This is a genomic window from Aminobacter sp. MET-1, assembly GCF_026521175.1.
Lineage (GTDB): Bacteria > Pseudomonadota > Alphaproteobacteria > Rhizobiales > Rhizobiaceae > Aminobacter.
The window spans coordinates 1-269 of sequence record NZ_JAMSHL010000114.1 but is presented as its reverse complement, the minus strand read 5'-3'; the positions used below and the strand labels follow the sequence as shown (position 1 = coordinate 269).

Here is a 269-nt window from a genome sequence, read left to right as displayed (position 1 = left end):
GATCACAAGCCTGGGTGGAGTAAGTTACGGCGAGGCCATCGGCGCCTATATCACCTGCGCGGTGCTGGTCACGCTCTGCGGGCTGACCGGCAGCTTTGAAAAACTGGTCAAGCGCATCCCCGCCTCATTGGCGGCCGCCTTGCTGGCGGGGATTCTGTTCAAGATCGGCAGCGAGATTTTTGTCGCCGCGCAACATCGCACTGGCCTGGTGCTGGGGATGTTTTTCACCTATCTGATCATCAAGCGCCTGTCGCCGCGTTATGCAGTAC

At 59.5% G+C, this 269-nt stretch carries 1 protein-coding gene; it reads left to right on the top strand.

What is annotated here, in order from left to right; genetic code table 11:
• Positions 1-269 (top strand): benzoate/H(+) symporter BenE family transporter (locus NDO48_RS29250; RefSeq protein ID WP_267322923.1); only part of this gene is annotated, 269 nt, incomplete at both ends.